Genomic DNA, 15,151 nt, shown 5'->3' with positions numbered 1-15,151 from the left:
CGGGCGGTCCCGCCTACGCCTCGCCGGCCGGCGTGGGCGGCCACGCCCCTGCCACCAGCACTCCCAGCGCATAGGCGCGGGCGACCAGTTCCGTACGGTTGGCCGCGCCCCAGCGCGTGGACAGGCGCCGCAGGTGATAGGTCACGCCGTCCCGGGTGAGACCGGTCTCGCGGGCGGCGCGGGCCGTCGTCGCGCCGCCCGCGAGCAGCGCGAGGATCCGCGCCTCGACCGGCGTGACGCGGACCGGGGGCGCCTCGGTGCGCGGCGCGCGTTCACCGAGGACGCGCAGCATCACCAGCAGCGCGGGAGTCGCCTCGACGCTGTCGCTCACCGGGTCCGCCGTCAGCTCCCCGTACCGCTCCACTGCTCCGGGCGGCTGCCAGCACACCGACACCTGATAGCGCGAGCGGTGCCGCAGCCGCAGCGCCTCGGCGATCCGCTCCACCTGGGTCGCCTCCTGCGGCCGGAACAGCTCCAGCACCTCCCGCCCGCGCAGCCGCCCCGGACTCGTCCCGCACTCCGCCGCCATCGCCGGATTGGCCAGCAGCACGGCGCCGTACACATCGCACACCGCCACCGGCACCGACACCCGGTCGAAGAGCAGCAGCGCGCGGTTGCGCCACACCACGGCGTCCCGCTCGGCCCGCTCACCCATGGACGGGATGCGCCGCCTGCCAGGCCAGCCGCAGGTCCGCGCCCTCACCGAGCGCGGTGAGGAACGCGTCGAGGTCCAGGAACTCCTGCCACACGGGCCGGCCGCCCGCTCGCGACAGCTCGGCCACCACCAGGTCCTCCAGGTCGGCCACCCGCTTGTTCTTCCACACCTTGTCGGCCAGGCTCACCAGCAGATCCTCCACGGCCACGCCCGGCGTCCCCCAGGAGGCGTGCGTCCCGGCGAACCGCGCCGCCTCGGGGCGCACCCCGTGGGCCAGCAGCAGCTCCCGTCCGGCCGCCTCGTGCCGGGCACCGGGGCCGGACAGCTCGTCGGGGTGCAGGGTCTTGCCGATGTCGTGCGTGGCCGCGCCGAACAGCACCGCCTCCCGGTCCACGGCCAGCGCCGGGCAGTGCCGTCCGACCCAGTCGACGAGCCGGGCCGCGACGTCGTGGACGGCCCGCAGATGAGCGACCAGCCGGGGCGGCGCACCGACCTCGTCCAGGAGCGCCGCCACCTCCCCGGGCAGCGGGCGCAGCGCAGGGTCCGAGGTCTCGTCCAGGGCGATGGACAGCACGGTCGGGATGAAGGCCATCGGCCCAGCCTAATAACCGTCGCAGGGCACCTCCGCAACCCCTCACGTGCCCTTTCCGCTGCACGAACATGTAGTCCGGCGGCACGGCCCCGGCAACCGGGTGGACCACGCTGGAGTGCGGTACGTCCGTTCAGCGAAAGGCAGTTGTCGCGCCATGCCCCCCACCGCGCTGCGCCCGCACACCACCGACACCGGCTCCGACACCCCCACTGACGTCGGCTCCGACACCTCCACTGACGTCGGCCCCGACACCCCCACCGACATCCCCCTCGTCGACATCACCGCCACCGGCCCCGGCCGGACCCCCGTCCAGCAGGCCATGCAACTGATGCGGGAGCACGGGCCGCTGTTCGTGCGGCGGTTGCACGGGCGGGACACGCTCTTCGTCGCCGACCTCGACCTGGTCGCCGACCTCGCCGACGAGCGGCGCTTCGCCAAGCACGTCGGTCCCGCCCTGGAGAACGTCCGGGAGTTCGCCTCCGACGGTCTGTTCACCGCCTACAACGACGAGCCCAACTGGGTGAAGGCGCACGACATCCTCATGCCGGCCTTCGCGCTCGGCTCGATGCGCTCCTACCACCCGGCGATGCTGACGGTGGCCCGCAGGCTCATCGGCACCTGGGACCGTGCCGCCCGCGCCGGGCAGCCCGTGAACGTGCCCGACGACATGACCCGGATGACCCTCGACACCATCGGACTCGCCGGATTCGGCTACGACTTCGGGTCGTTCGAACGGGACGAGCCGCACCCGTTCGTCGAGTCGATGGTGCGCTGCCTGGAGTGGAGCATGACCCGGCCGGCCCGCGTCCCCGGCCAGGACCACACCGCCGCCGACGCGGCCTTCCGGGCCGACGCCGACCATCTCGCCCAGGTCGTCGACGACGTCATCGCCGCCCGCACCTCGGGCACCGGCGGTGGCGCCGGCGACGACGACCTCCTCGGGCTGATGCTCACCGCCCGGCATCCCGCCGACGGCACCACGCTCGACACCACCAACATCCGCAACCAGGTCATCACCTTCCTGATCGCGGGCCACGAGACCACCTCGGGCGCGATGTCGTTCGCGCTGTACCACCTCGCCAAGCACCCCACCGCGCTCCAGCTCGTCCAGCGCGAGGTCGACGCCCTGTGGGGCGACACGCCCGACCCCGAGCCGACGTACGACGAGGTCGGCCGGCTGACCTACACCCGCCAGGTGCTCAACGAGGCGCTGCGGCTGTGGCCCACGGCGGCCGCGTTCAGCCGGCAGGCGCTGGTGGACACCGTGCTCGGCGGACGCGTTCCGCTGAAGGCGGGACAGTCCGTGGTCGTCCTCGCGCCGATGCTGCACCGGCAGCCCGTCTGGGGCGACAACCCCGAGCTGTTCGACCCCTCCCGCTTCACTCCGGAGGCGGAGGCGGCCCGCCCCGTGCACGCCTTCAAGCCGTTCGGAACCGGTGAACGTGCCTGTATCGGACGGCAGTTCGCCCTCCATGAGGCGACCATGCTGCTGGCGATGCTCGTCCACCGCTACCGGCCGCACGACCACGCCGACTACCGGCTCGCGGTGAAGGAGACCCTCACGCTCAAGCCCGAGGGCCTCACCCTCACTCTCTCCCCGCGAACCCCCGCCGACCGGGTCCACCCGGACCTGCCGGGCGCCGTCCGGACCGAGACCGCACCGACGGTCGAGGCGAGCGACCTTCCCGCTCGCGTCCGGGCCGGCACCTCCGCCCTCTTCCTGCACGGCAGCAACTACGGCACCTGCCGCGAGTTCGCCGACCGACTCGCCGACGAGGCCGCGGAGATCGGCTGCGCCACCCGGGTGGCGCCACTGGACGACTACGCGGACGGCCTGCCCACCGACCGTCCCGTGGTCATCACCGCCGCCTCCTACAACGGCCGTCCCACCGACGACGCCACCGCGTTCGCCGCCCGGCTCGAGGAGACCCACGACCTCTCCGGCGTGACGTACGCCGTCCTCGGCGTCGGTGACCGCAACTGGGCCGCCACCTACCAGCACGTCCCGACCCGCGTCGACGAGCGCCTCGCCGACCTCGGCGCCACCCGGCTCACCGACCGCGCCGCCGCCGACGCCTCCGGCGATCTGACCGGCGCCGTACGGGAGTTCACCTCCCGGCTGCGCACCGCACTGCTGGAGCGGTACGGCGACCCCGACGCCGTCGGGTCCGGCGCCCCCGCCGACCCGTCCCCGGCCGCCTACGAGGTCCGTACCCTGACCGGCGGCCCGCTCGACGCCCTCGCCGCGCGACACGGGCTGGTGCCGATGAAGGTCACCGAGGCGTACGACCTCACCGCTCCCGGCCACCCCCGACGCAAGCGGTTCCTCCGCCTCGCCCTGCCCGAGGGGACCGCCTACCGCACGGCCGACCACCTCACCGTGCTCCCGGCGAACGACGGTGTTCTCGTCGAACGCGCCGCCACGGCACTCGGCGTCGGCCTCGACACCGTCCTGGACATCCGTGCCACCCGCCCGAGCCGCGCCGGACTCGCCGTGGACCGGCCCATGACGGCCCGCCGTCTGCTCACCCACCACGTCGAGCTGGGAGAGCGCCCGAGCGCGTCCCAGCTCTCCCTGCTGGCCGCCGCCCATCCCTGCCCGCCCGAACGCGCGGCCCTCGCCGCCCTCCCCGACGGCGACCCGCGCACCCTCGTCGAGGTGATCGAGGACCACCCGGCACTGCGCGGCGCCCTGGACTGGCCGCGGCTCCTCGATCTCCTCACCCCGCTGCGGCCCCGCCACTACTCCATCTCCTCCTCGCCCGCGGTCGACCCGGGGCACGCGGACCTGATGGTCTCGCTGCTGGAGGCGCCCGCGCGATCGGGCCGGGGCCTCCACCGGGGCACCGGCTCCGGGTATCTCGCCGGGCTGGCGGCGGGCGACACGGTGTACGCCCGGGTCCGGTCCTGCCGTGAGGCCTTGCGTGTCGACGACTCGGCGCCCGTGGTGATGGTGGCGGCCGGCACCGGTCTCGCCCCGTTCCGGGGCGCCGTCGCCGACCGCACGGCAGCCCTCGCCTCGGGCGCCCAACTCCCGCCCGCACTCTGCTACTTCGGCTGCGATGCCCCCGACGCGGACTTCCTGCACGCGGCGGAGCTGCGCGCCGCCGAGGCCGCCGGAGCGGTCTCGCTGCGCCCGGCCTTCAGCGCGGCTCCGGAGAACGGGGCGATGTTCGTCCAGCACCGCATCGCCGCCGAGTCCGACGAGGTGTGGCGGCTGCTGGCCGCCGGTGCCCGCGTGTACGTGTGCGGCGACGGTTCACGGATGGCGCCGGGCGTCCGGGAGGCGTTCCGTACGCTGTACCGGGACCGCACGCCCGGGGCCGGTGACACGGCCGCCGAGGCGTGGCTCGACGGGCTGATCGCGGACGGCCGTTATGTGGAGGACGTCTACGCGGCCGGGTGACCGGGAGGAAGGAGCGGGCGGGGTGGCGGATTCCTGGGAGCGTGCCCGGAGCGTCCTGGCGGCGGCGGGCATCCCGCCCGACCGGCTGGCCCATGTGGGGCCGCTCGGCGGCGGCACGTACAACACCGTCGAGGAGCTCCGTCTGACGGACGGCGGCCACTACGTACTGAAGGTCGCGCCCACGGCGCCGGGCCTGAGCCACGAGATTCGACTGCTGTCCGCGGAGGCGGAGTTCTGCCGCGGGGCGGCCCTGGCCGACGTGCCTGCGCCGCGGGTGGTGGCCCTCGACGGGCAGTGGCTGCTGATGACGGTGTGCCCGGGCGACCCCTGGAACGGATCACTGGCTCCCACCGAACGGGCCGATCTACGCAGGGAGTTGGGGAGTCAGATGGCCCGACTGCACCGGGTGACCGGGCCGGGCTTCGGCTACCCTTCCGGCGCCTTCGGCCCGCTCGCCCCCGACTGGCGCACGGCGTTCACGGGGATGTTCGACGCCCTCCTCGCCGACGCCCGCAGCCACGGCGCCTGGCTGCCCCGTCCCGCCGACGAGGTGGCCGCCGTCGCGCGGGCCGCGTACGACGCCCTGGACGAGGTGACCGTCGCCCGCCTCGTCCACTTCGACCTGTGGCCGGGCAACATCCTGGTCGACCGGGCCGGCGCGACACCCCGGATCGGGGGCCTCATCGACGGCGAGCGCATGTTCTGGGGAGATCCCCTCGCGGACTTCGTCTCGGCGGCGCTGCTCGGGGACATCCGGAAGGACGAGCCGTTCCTGGAGGGGTATCGCGGGGCCGGAGGGCATGCCGTGTTCGACAGGTCAGAGCGGCTGCGGCTCGCCCTGTACCGCGCCTACCTCTACCTGATCATGCTCATCGAGACGGTCCCGCGGGCATACGGCACGGATCACGACCGCTGGCTGCGCGAGACGGTCGCGCCGGAGCTCCTCGCGGCACTGGACGAGATCGAGTCCGCGGGCGTCTCTTAGCTCACATCGTGAACTAAGGGTTGGAGGAATGTCGCGTGAGGCTGCCCGCAGGGGTATGTTGCAGGTCGGGCAGGGGGCGAAGGGGAGCGACATGACGGGGCGGAACGGGCGCACGGTACGCGACCTGAGGCGGGCCAACCGTACGGCTGTGCTGCAACGGCTCTACTTCGACGGGCCCCTCAGCCGCTTCGAACTCGGCCCGACCACCGGCCTGAGCTCCGGCTCGGTGAGCAATGTCGTCGCCGACCTGGTCGCCGACGGACTGGTCGAGGAGGCCGGCAGCGTCGACTCCGACGGCGGCCGCCCGCGCATCCTGCTGCGCGTCGTCCCCGCCAGCGGGCACATGATCGGCGTGGACGTCGGCGAGACCCGGGTGCGGATCGAGCTGTTCGACCTCACCCTCACCGAACTCGCGCGGGTGGAAAGGCCGTTGGAGCAGCGGCGGTACGAGGTCGATGGGATCGTCGGGCACATCGGGGACGGCATCGCCGAGGTGCTGGGCGCCGCCGGCATCGGCCCGGAACAACTGCTCGGGGTTGGTATCGGCGTCCCGGGCATCATCGAGCACACCCCGGAGCGGGGCGCCGTCGTGCACGGCCAGACCATCGGCTGGGACGCCGTCCCGCTGGAGGCGCTGCTGCGCGAGAGCTCCCTCCTCCCCGAGAGCGTGCCGTACTTCATCGACAACGGCGCCAAGACCCTCGGCCAGGCCGAGATGTGGTTCGGCGGCGGACGCGGCGCGCACAACGCGGTCGTCGTCCTCTTCGGCTCGGGTGTCGGCGCCTGTCTCGTCACGCCCGAGGTGGAGCACGGCCGGGCCGTCGAGTGGGGGCATCTGACCGTACGGGTGCGGGGCCGCCGCTGCCGGTGCGGCGCCCTCGGCTGTCTGGAGGCGTACGCGGGCGCCGAGGCGCTGCTGGAACGCTGGCGGGAACACGGGGGCCGGCCGCCGGAGGGCGCGGACGAGGAGAGCGCGCTGACCGCGATGCTCAGCGCCGCCTACCCCCTCGGGAGCGCGGAGGCGCCCGACCCCGTGGCGCTCGAGGTGCTGGAGGAGACGGCCGAGTACCTCGGCGCCGGCCTCTCCGACCTGATCAACCTCTTCCAGCCCGAGCGCATCCTCATCGGCGGCTGGGCCGGACTCCAGCTCGGCGCCCGCTTCCTGCCCGCCGTACGCCGCCACGCGACCGCGTACGCGCTGCGTCACCCCGCGCAGAAGGTCACCGTGGAGCTCGGGCGGCTCGGCCCCGACGCGGTCACCGTCGGCGCGGCGATCCTCCCGCTCGCCGACTTCTTCGCCCGGGGCGGCCGACGCCCCGAGCCCACCCCCGCCGGCCCGGCCCCCGCCTGGCGCACGGTCCTGGAGGAACGCGCCCCACGGTGAGCCCGTGCCGACCGGGCCTTGCGTGGAGCCGGCGCCGGCCGCCCCGCGCCGGGTTCGTTTCGGCCGACGGTGGCCGCGTCTCGTGTCGAGACCGTGTCGCCACCGCCTCGACCGGTGCGCAGGACGTCCGGCCCCGCCTGCGTGCACCCGGCCGCGCCGCCACGTTTCGCTGATCACCGTGGAGGTACTCGCCTCCTCGCCCGGACGATCGCCGCCCGGGAAAGTCGCCCGCGCCCGGCGCGGCGCGACGGTGAAGGGAGGACGTCGTGGCCGCACAGCGCCCCGAAGGCCCCGGCGAGAACGGCACGCCGATACCGCGCGACCCGCCGGACCAGCAGGCCGACGGGGGAGAGGACCCCTGGGACATCGGCGACCCCGAGCCGTCCGTCCCGTCCGGACAGTCCGACGGGTCCGGGGAGGACGCCTCCGACGTTCCCGACACCGACGAGGCGGGTACCGGCCGGCAGGGCGCGCCCAGCGCGGGCAGCGGTCAGTCCGACCAGCCCGTGCCCGAAGAGCCGGCCGACTGAGGAGCCGGCATGGGTATGGCCGACCGTATCCGCTCGTCGCCTGTCCACCGTCGGCTCACCGGCACCGACCGCACCGGCCGTGGAAGCGCCGCCACGGGACCCGAACCGCACGGTGGTGCCGCAGCGGCGACGACTTGACGAGCGGCGGACGCGGGCATGACCCGGGAGGTAATCGACGCCCGGGGGCCCGGCCGGAAGCATGGAGGGCGCACCCGGCCACCGCGTCCCCGCACGTCAGGAGAACGACCCATGCCGTACTTCACGAGCCCCGTCGACGGCGCACGGCTGCACTGCGTCGACTACGGGCCCGCCGACGGGCCCGTGATCGTCTTCGTGAACAGCCTGTACTTCGGTACCGAGATGTGGGAGTACCAGATGCTGCCGCTGGCCCGGGAGGGCCACCGCTGCGTGGGCTTCGACCGGCGCGGCCACGGACGTTCCGACGACGTGTGGGGCGGCTTCGACCTGGACAGTCTCGCCGACGACGTGCAGGGCCTCCTCGACGGTCTCGACCTGCGCGGGGTCACCCTCGTGGGCCACTCCCTCGGAACCGCCGAGATCGTCCGCTGCCTGACCCGGCACGGCGTCGACCGCGTGGCCCGGGTGGCGCTGGTCGCCGGCATGGCGCCCGGTCCCGCCCGGTCGGCGAACCACCCCGAGGGAATCGATCCGGCGCTCGTACGGGCGGGCACCGAGGCCTTCCGGCGCGACCGCTCCGCCTTCTTCGCCGACGGCGCACGCGCCTTCTTCGCGCTGGACCGGCCGGGCAACGACCTGTCCGAGGCGTACGTCGAGTCGATGATCCGGCGCTGCCACGGCTCCACGGCACGGGCCGGCGTCGCCCTCGGCGAGCTGATCGCCGAACTCGACGTCGCCCCCGAACTGGCCGCGCTCGACCTGCCCGTGCTCGTCGTCCACGGCACCCACGACACCTCCGGGCCCATCGAGCTGACCGGCCGCCGTGCCGCGCGCCTCGCCCCGAACTCCACCCTCGAGGTGTACGAGAACGCCGGGCACGGCCTCTTCGCCACCCACGCCGACCGCCTCACCGCGGATCTGCGGAAGTTCGCGGCCGGCGGCTGACCCGGTGTCCCGCTACGCGAACGCGTTCACACCGGTCAGCCGCGCCGACAGCTCCCACAGCCGGGCCGCCTGCTCGGGGTCCGTCGCCCAGTCCTTGACGCCCACCCGCTCGCCGTCCGCCGGGGCGGGCTCGGCGATGTCGCAGTCCTCGAGGTAGACGCCGCCCATACCGGCCAGCTGCGGCGAGGCAGCCGCCCACACCTGGGTGGCCGCGCCCTGCTCCGGGGTCTTGAAGCCCTCCGGGTCGAGCACGTTTCCGTCCTCGTCGATCCAGCCGCGGTCCACCATCTCCTGCTTCGGCAGATGCCGTTGGAGCGGCGTGATGATGCCACCGGGGTGGAGGGAGAACGCGCGGACGCCCCGGTCCCGGGCCAGCCGGTCGAGGTGGCCGGCGAACAGCACGTTCGCGGTCTTGGCCTGCCCGTACGCCTCCCACTTGTCGTAGCCGTCGTGCCAGTGGACGTCGTCCCAGCGCATCCCCGAGAAGTGGTGGCCGCGCGAGGACACCGAGACGATCCGGGCGCCGCCGGGCTCGATCGCCGGCCAGAGCCGGTTGACGAGGGCGAAGTGGCCGAGGTGGTTCGTGGCGAACTGGGCCTCCCAGCCGGGGCCGACGCGGGTCTGCGGGCAGGCCATGATCCCGGCGCTGTCGATGACGAGATCGATGGTCCGGCCGGACGCGAGGAAGCCGTCGGCGAAGGCGCGCACGCTCTCCAGGTCGCCGAGGTCGAGGGTGTCCGTCTCGACACCGCCGAGGCCGGCGAGGTTCTCGTGGGCAATGTCCGGGCGGCGCGCGGGCACGACGACCCGGGCGCCGGCCTTGGCCAGCGCGCGCGTGGTCTCCAGTCCGAGGCCGGAGTATCCGCCGGTGACGACGGCCAGCTTCCCGGTGAGGTCGATGCCCCGCAGGACGTCGTCGGCGGTGCTCGTGGCGCCGAAGCCCGAGCCGATCTTGTGCTGTGCGGTGTCGCTCATGTCCGGAACGCTACGGATTGGAGTGCACTCGAAGTCAAGCGCCCGAGGTCGAGTGCTCGACGTCGAACGCTCGAAGTCGGGGACAGGGGAAAGCCCCGACCGGACGGGGGAATCACGGTCGGGGCGGTCTGAGCGTGGGCGCGGACGGCGGTCGCCTGTCGGCGAAAGGCTCCACAGGGCTTCAGCCGAACGATCGTCCCTGTGGGCAAAAGGTGAGGCCCGGGGACACTGTCCCATCCGCACCCACGAGTGGTTCAACGGAGAACTTCCTATGGGTGTTCCCCGGGTCCGCGGCCACGCGCGGTGATGCGCGTCACCCGCCCCGGGGTACCCGCGCGGATCACCGACCCTCAGGCCAGCGGGCTGTCCTTCAGGGAGGCCAGGAGCTCGGCGGGATCGGCGTACACCGCTTCCGCGCCCGCCTCCAGCAGGTCGGCGCGCGGGATGCCGCCGCACAGGACGCCCACGCAGCGCACCCCGGCCCGGCGGCCGGCCCGCATGTCCCACACGGTGTCCCCGACGAACACCGCCGTTTCGGCGGGCGCCCCGGCCAGCTCCAGCGCGTGTTCGACGGGTTCCGGAGCGGGCTTGCCCTCCTCGACGTCGTCCGCGCTCGAGGTCGCGGCGATGACCTCGTCGGCGTCGATGGCGCGCCGCAGGGCGGACAGCTCGGCCCCGCTCGCGGAGGTGGCGAGTACGACCGTCCAGCCGTCGTCGTGCAGCCTGCGCAGCAGCGGACCGGCGTCCCGCAGCGCCGGCAGCCGGTCGAAGTACTGCCCGTAGAGGGTCTTGTGGGCGGCGCTGATCCGGGCGTCCTCGTCCTGGTCCCGGTCGTCGCCGAGCAGGTGGGCGATGAGATCGTCGGAGCCCAGTCCGACCGCCCGGTGCACCGCGTGCATCGGGACCCGGTGGCCTGCCTGCCGGAAGGCCTCCCACCAGGTGGTGACGTGCAGGTGGTTGGTGTCGACCAGGGTGCCGTCGACGTCGAAAACGGCGGCGCGTGTCATCACGGGTCCTTTCTCTCGCCCCCCGGGTACCACCTCAGGAACCCGTCACGCCCGCCGGTACCCGCCGCTCCCGCGTCCAGGCCAGCAGGTCCGCCAGCGGCCAGGCGTTCACGATCCGTTCCTCCGGCACCTCGCACTCCTCGGCCCGCGCACAGCCCAGGATCTGCCAGTCCAGCTGGCCGGGCGCGTGCGCGTCGGTGTCGACCGAGAACAGCACGCCCGCCTCCACGGCCCGGCGCAGCAGCCGGCGTGGCGGGTCGAGCCGCTCGGGCCGGCTGTTGATCTCGACGGCCGTACCGGACTCCGCGCACGCGGCGAACACCGCGTCCGCGTCGAACTCCGACTCCGGCCGTCCCCGCCCGGTCACCAGCCGCCCGGTGCAGTGGCCGAGGATGTCGGCGTGCGGGTCGCGCACGGCGTTCACCATGCGGCGCGTCATCGCGCGGGACTCCATGCGCAGCTTGGAGTGCACGGACACGACCACCACGTCGAGCCGCTCCAGCAGCTCCGGCTCCTGGTCCAGCGACCCGTCGTCGAGGATGTCGCACTCGATACCGGTCAGCAGCCGGAACGGCGCCCAGGCGGCGTTGAGCTCCTCGACCACCTCCAGCTGCCGGCGCAGCCGCTCGGGCGAGAGCCCGCGGGCCACCGTCAGGCGCGGTGAGTGGTCGGTCAGCACGGCCCACTCGTGGCCGAGCGCGGCCGCGGCCCGGCCCATCTCGTCGATGGGGCTGCCGCCGTCCGACCAGTCGGAGTGCAGATGGCAGTCCCCGCGCAGCAGCTCCCGCAGCCGTTCGCCGGCGCCGTCCGTGAGTGGCTTGCCCGCCTCGTCCTCCAGCGTGCGCAGATAGGACGGCGTCTCCCCGGCGAGCGCCTCGCGTGCCACCTGGGCGGTCTTCGGACCCACGCCCTTCAGCGTCTCCAGGGTCCCGGCCCCGGCCCGCTCGCGGACCTCCTCCGCGGGCAGCCGCGACAGGACCCGGGCCGCCGTGCGGAAGGCCTTCACGCGATAGGTCGGCGCCAGGGACCGTTCCAGCAGGAAGGCGATCCTGTCCAGGGCTTCGACGGGATCCATCGCCACCTCCTGGCTCCAGAGTTCCCCACCCGCGCGCCGCCCGCACCAGGAAATCGGATGATTCGCACAGGCTGGTTCCGTTTTATCCTCTATGGCATGACCGAAATCGCGAGCCTCCGTATCTCCCACCCGCGGATCATGGTGCTCGGGGTCCAACCGGGCCTGTCGCCGTTCCGCATCGTGGAAATCGACTCCGAGGTGGTCGGCGAGGCGAGGGACGTGACCGACGTCCTCGAGATCGCCGCCGCCTACGGAATCACGGTTCACGACCTCGACGACCCCGACGTCGTGCGTTGGGTGGGCGGGGACCGGTACACCTGGACGCCGCGCTGACGGCGGTCAGGCCTCCTTGCGGGCGCCCCGACGCAGGTGCCGTTCCCGTGCGTGCACCGCGCGGCTCATCCGGCGGCCCACGAGCAGGTAACCGATCAGGGCGCCCGTGGTGTTGAGGATGACGTCGTCGATGTCGAAGGCGCGTCCGGTCACCACCGCGCCCTGGGCGAACTCCACCATCAGCATGACGGTCGCGGTCAGCAGCAGCACCCGCAGCAGCCCGCGCGCCCGGGGCGCGACCACCGGCACCAGGACGCCGAAGGGCACGCCGAGCAGTATGTTCCCGCCGATCTGCTTCACCGCGTCGCGGAGTTCGGGCTGGTCGAGGTAGGCACGCAGGGAGTCGCCCGGACGCAGGTTGGAGTGCACCAGTGCCGCGGAGGCGGGTGACGGTTCCAGGGTCAGCCGGGCGAGCACGACGGCGAACGCCACCATGAACGCGAAGGCGAACAGCATCGCCAGCAGCCGGAGCGGGAGCGGCAACGGCCGACGCTCGGCGCGTGCCGCCTTCTTCGACGAGCCCGCCTTCGAGCCCGCCTTCGAGCCTGACTTCGAGCTGGGCTTCGGGACGGCCTTCGGAACTGACTTCGGGCCGGATTTCGAGCGCGTCCAGAAGGGGAAACCGCGCTTCGGAGCCGACTTCCCGGCCCCGTTCTTCGGCGGGGCGGGCTCCTCCGTCCTGGTGGCGCGTGGGCGGAACACGGCAAGCGGACGTAGAGCTGCACGGGCCATTCGGTCCTCCAGTCGGCAACTTCCCTGCGTGATAGGGCGATTACCCCCGAACGGCCGAGGGATGCGGTTCCGCCTCGCCGTGGCCGGCGTCGACTTCGGGGTGGCCGACTCGCGCAGCGCCCACGCGATGCTCATGAGCATCGGCTGCTGTACGCGCGCACCGGCGAGCCGGGCAGGACGCCGGGCCCCGCTCTCGCCCGCGTCGTCGCGCACGCCGTGAACGAGCGACGCGCCGGGACGGGCACCCCGGGTGGCCGGTCAGGCGTGGTACGTCACCTTCACCTCCGTGAAGCCGAGGGAGCGCAGCAGCCCCTGGAGCATGTCGGTGGTGTTGGTCTCGGCGCGCGCGATCAGCTCGCTCTCCTTCGCCGCCTCGCCGATGTGCTTGACCGCCAGCTTCTGCACGGCCTGCTCACCGCTCGGGTTGTCCGAGAAGAGGTCACCGAGGCGGTCGAACAGCCCGCGCTGCTTGGAGACCGCGTAGGAGCGGTCGGGGTCGAGCGCCGGTGTGCCGAGCAGGGCGTGCGGCAGCCGGAGCGTGGCCGAGGTGCGGTCGTCGTCGACCGTCACGTCCTTGTCGCCGACCTTGCCGAGGTCGACGTAGGCGTCCACGGTGCCCGCCCCGACATACAGGGTGCGGGTGCCGCGGATCGCGTCGGGGAGATATTTGGCGTCCTTCTCCAGGTCGACGACGACCTGGAAGTTCCCGGAGGCGGCGTCGTAGCGGCTCATGTCCTGGATGGATTCCAGCAGGGCGGGGCCCGAGCGGTCGTGGGTCTCGGTGCCGAAGAAGTCGCGCAGTCCCGGCAGCAGGCTCAGCCGGATCCCGGCGAACATCACGACGAGTACGACCACGACGGCGGTGAGCACCTTGGCCCAGCCGGGCATGCGCCGGGGGAGGCGTGTGGTGGGCTTCTCGGGCTTGGTGTCAGTCGTCATGCGACGGCCCTCCTTCCTCCTGTCCGGATGCCCGTCAAATCCCCTGTCAGACCGTGCTGTTGACAACCTGTGACAGTGAGGGCACGGATGGCCTGCCGCTCAGGCGGGCGGGCCGGTGCGTGCCGCGAGGTCACCCCGGGACGCCGGGGGGAGGACCCCACCCCGTCGGCCCGGTCGCCGGGCCGGGCCACCGGGCCACCGGGTCACCGGGCCGACGACGTGCGCCGCCGCGACCGGCGCGGTCCCGGCGGTTCCACCCGGTTGGCCGCGTGGAGCGGTCCGGGGCCCCGCGGCGGGCGACGACCGGTTTCCCCGGGGGCGGAGGGACCGCGAGTGACGTCGAGTGACCGGGCGGGACTCCCACGCACTCCTGAGGGTGGGCAAAACGGACCCGGTCCGTAGCATGAGAGCTCCCGCCCCAGCCGGACATGATCAGCGAGGAGCCGATCGTGCGAGACATCTCCGTGTTCAGCGGCAGTGCCCACCCCGAGCTGGCCGCCGAGGTCTGTGCCCACCTCGGCGTGCCCCTGAGCCCCACCCGACTCAGCAGGTTCGCCAACGACTGCCTGGAGGTCCAGCTCCAGGCGAACTGCCGGGAACGGGACGTCTTCCTGGTCCAGCCCCTGGTCCGGCCCGTGCAGGAGCATCTCGTCGAGCTGCTGCTGATGTGCGACGCGGCCCGCGGGGCGTCGGCGGGCCGGATCACCGTCGTCATGCCGCACTACTCCTACGCCCGCTCCGACAAGAAGGACGCGCCCCGCATCTCCCTGGGCGGACGCCTGGTAGCGGACCTGATGGCGGCGGCCGGCGTCCACCGGGTCCTCGCCATGACCCTGCACTCGCCCCAGGTGCACGGCTTCTTCTCGATGCCCGTGGACCACCTGCACGCCCACCGGGAGCTGGCCGCCCACTTCCGCCGCTACGACCTCACCCGCACGACCGTGGTCTCGCCCGATCTCGGCAACGCCAAGGAGGCCGCCGCCTTCGCCCGGATGATCGGCGCCCAGGTGGCGGCCGGCGCCAAACAGCGGTACGCCGACGACCGGGTCAGTATCAGCGCGGTGATCGGCGAGGTGGCCGGGCGGGACGTGATCGTCCTCGACGACGAGATCGCCAAGGGCAGCACGGTCCTGGAACTGCTGGACCGGCTGAGGGAGTTGGAACCGAGGTCGATACGGGTGGCGTGCACGCACGGGCTGTTCGCGGCCGGTGCCCTCAAGCGGCTCAGCGAGCAGAGCGACGTGCTGGAGATCGTGTGCACCAACACCGTGCCGGTGCCCGCCGAGGAGCACACCGAGAAGCTGCGGATCCTGTCCATCGCGCCCGCCCTCGCGGAGGCGGTGCGCCGTATTCACAACGGTGAGTCCGTCAGCGCCCTGTTCGACGCGGCGCGCGGCCAATAGCCGGGGACCGGGAGCGGGACCGGGGGGATTACAGGATCGGGAGGAGCGCTTC

The 15,151-nt window shown here is 73.2% G+C and carries 14 protein-coding genes; 7 read left to right on the top strand and 7 right to left on the bottom strand.

The features are described 5' to 3' along the window. Positions 1–13: 13 nt before the first annotated feature. Positions 14–655: a PAS domain-containing protein gene (locus OG933_RS06145; protein ID WP_405625772.1), complete on the bottom strand. Its 642-nt coding sequence runs from the start codon at positions 653–655 to the stop codon at positions 14–16. After that, positions 648–1,247: an HD domain-containing protein gene (locus tag OG933_RS06140; protein ID WP_405625771.1), complete on the bottom strand. Its 600-nt coding sequence runs from the start codon at positions 1,245–1,247 to the stop codon at positions 648–650. Before OG933_RS06140 ends, OG933_RS06145 begins: the two co-directional genes overlap by 8 nt. Positions 1,248–1,401: 154 nt before the next feature. Between OG933_RS06140 and OG933_RS06135 the strand changes: the two genes are divergently transcribed. The 5 genes from OG933_RS06135 (at position 1,402) to OG933_RS06115 (ending at position 8,635) form a co-directional block, all read left to right on the top strand. Then, entirely contained in the window at positions 1,402–4,653 is a 3,252-nt protein-coding gene (locus tag OG933_RS06135) for a cytochrome P450 (protein ID WP_405625770.1), read from the top strand. Positions 4,654–4,675: 22 nt separating this feature from the next. Then, a complete protein-coding gene (locus OG933_RS06130; RefSeq protein ID WP_362519518.1) occupies positions 4,676–5,638 on the top strand; it encodes an aminoglycoside phosphotransferase family protein in 963 nt (320 codons plus the stop codon). Between the two features lie 91 nt (positions 5,639–5,729). After that, positions 5,730–7,022, top strand: coding sequence for an ROK family protein (locus OG933_RS06125; protein ID WP_362519521.1), 1,293 nt, complete (start codon positions 5,730–5,732; stop codon positions 7,020–7,022). 266 nt (positions 7,023–7,288) lie between these two features. Next, positions 7,289–7,552: a hypothetical protein gene (locus OG933_RS06120; protein ID WP_362519524.1), complete on the top strand. Its 264-nt coding sequence runs from the start codon at positions 7,289–7,291 to the stop codon at positions 7,550–7,552. Between the two features lie 249 nt (positions 7,553–7,801). Beyond that, complete coding sequence (locus OG933_RS06115; RefSeq protein ID WP_405625769.1) at positions 7,802–8,635, top strand: alpha/beta fold hydrolase; 834 nt, start codon at positions 7,802–7,804, stop codon at positions 8,633–8,635. A gap of 12 nt (positions 8,636–8,647) precedes the next feature. Here the strand turns inward: OG933_RS06115 and OG933_RS06110 are convergent, their stop codons facing one another. From OG933_RS06110 to OG933_RS06100, 3 genes are all read right to left on the bottom strand, one after another. Next, on the bottom strand, positions 8,648–9,610 hold the full coding sequence (locus OG933_RS06110) for an SDR family NAD(P)-dependent oxidoreductase (protein ID WP_405625767.1): 963 nt from the start codon (positions 9,608–9,610) through the stop codon (positions 8,648–8,650). Between the two features lie 350 nt (positions 9,611–9,960). Then, positions 9,961–10,617: an HAD family hydrolase gene (locus tag OG933_RS06105; protein WP_362519533.1), complete on the bottom strand. Its 657-nt coding sequence runs from the start codon at positions 10,615–10,617 to the stop codon at positions 9,961–9,963. A gap of 34 nt (positions 10,618–10,651) precedes the next feature. Further along, a complete protein-coding gene (locus OG933_RS06100) occupies positions 10,652–11,692 on the bottom strand; it encodes a PHP domain-containing protein (RefSeq protein WP_405625766.1) in 1,041 nt (346 codons plus the stop codon). A gap of 96 nt (positions 11,693–11,788) precedes the next feature. Between OG933_RS06100 and OG933_RS06095 the strand changes: the two genes are divergently transcribed. After that, entirely contained in the window at positions 11,789–12,025 is a 237-nt protein-coding gene (locus OG933_RS06095; protein ID WP_362519539.1) for a hypothetical protein, read from the top strand. Between the two features lie 6 nt (positions 12,026–12,031). Here OG933_RS06095 and OG933_RS06090 read toward each other — a convergent pair whose 3' ends face one another. Then, positions 12,032–12,508: a VanZ family protein gene (locus tag OG933_RS06090; RefSeq protein WP_362520088.1), complete on the bottom strand. Its 477-nt coding sequence runs from the start codon at positions 12,506–12,508 to the stop codon at positions 12,032–12,034. 507 nt (positions 12,509–13,015) lie between these two features. Next, the gene (locus OG933_RS06085) at positions 13,016–13,696 is read right to left on the bottom strand and encodes a DUF4230 domain-containing protein (protein ID WP_020127661.1); all 681 of its coding nucleotides are present in this window, start codon (positions 13,694–13,696) and stop codon (positions 13,016–13,018) included. 449 nt (positions 13,697–14,145) lie between these two features. On the opposite strand from OG933_RS06085, the gene OG933_RS06080 reads away from it, so the two are divergent. Continuing rightward, the gene (locus OG933_RS06080) at positions 14,146–15,099 is read left to right on the top strand and encodes a ribose-phosphate pyrophosphokinase (RefSeq protein WP_054241647.1); all 954 of its coding nucleotides are present in this window, start codon (positions 14,146–14,148) and stop codon (positions 15,097–15,099) included. The last annotated feature ends 52 nt before the right edge of the window (positions 15,100–15,151 follow it).

It is taken from the genome of Streptomyces sp. NBC_00016, assembly GCF_045040885.1.
GTDB lineage: Bacteria > Actinomycetota > Actinomycetes > Streptomycetales > Streptomycetaceae > Streptomyces > Streptomyces coriariae.
Note: the sequence above shows the minus strand (reverse complement) of the source record. Positions and strands in the feature narration are given on the sequence as shown.